Raw genomic sequence first — 898 nt, 5'->3', positions numbered from 1 at the left:
GGTGAATCCCTTGCCGATGTGAATTACTGCCGGGGCGGTGTCGGTGAAGCAGCGGTAGTTCCGCAAAGTCAGGCGAGCTTGCATTTTTGGCCCCTCTTATTTGGAAATGACAGGTTGGCCTATGTAGCCAAAGCGCGTCGCATGAGATTCAAGGAATTTGGAGTGTGGGGGGTATCGACCAGGGATTGCAATCTTCTTTCCGTCATAGCGCAGAAGAGATTCGGTCAGAAAACTGTTGGATCGCTGTTGCATTAATCCTGCTGAGACGCGAATCGTCAGATCGGGCAAGACAGTTATTAACCCTTGGTCATATGCCCGGTCGTGTAGCGCGGATAGGCATAAACCGTTTGCTGGATTAAGACGGTTTTCAACGTCCATTGACCAGGGAACAATGTGGCTTGCGATTAGTAGCTTCTCATTCTTCAGACCCGAAATACAGCACGTGGAGTTGTAGCCATTGAGAATGGCAGTTCTAAATATTCTTTGATTTATTCGTATCTCGACTAAGGCTTCACGTGTTTGTCCGGCACGGAAAAGATAGCTGGCGTCCGCAGCGGATATCTGCCCCGCGTCTGCAGCGGCTTCGTAGGCTCCCACAACATCTTCAAATGCTTCGTTGGCAGTCAAAGTTGTTGCCGTCCAGTTGTTCTGGAATTCGAGCGATATCTGTTTGTCGAGATCAGTGACGTTGTCCGATGCTCTTGTGCTTTTGGTGACCAGTACGGGGTCAAGCTGAGCTAATGTCCGCAGTTTTGCGGCTACGGCGTCTCCGGACTTCCCCAATTGCCCGGCGAACTGGATCACTAGTGGGGAAGAGTTTTGAATTTCATGTGGCTTGAGTTGAAGGTACAAATAGAAAGCCGCAAGAAGTTGGTCGTGTGTCCAGGCTTCGCGCTGT

Annotated in this window: 1 protein-coding gene; it reads right to left on the bottom strand. The window is 50.4% G+C overall.

Annotated elements, in window-relative coordinates; all coding sequences use genetic code 11:
- Positions 1 to 96: 96 nt before the first annotated feature.
- Positions 97 to 898: HNH endonuclease (locus AC1D0Z_RS23045; RefSeq protein ID WP_477660450.1), on the bottom strand; the 802-nt coding region annotated here is incomplete at its 5' end.

Source organism: Polaromonas sp. P1_E3 (genome assembly GCF_056405935.1).
This window is presented reverse-complemented; position numbering and strand designations above follow the sequence as displayed.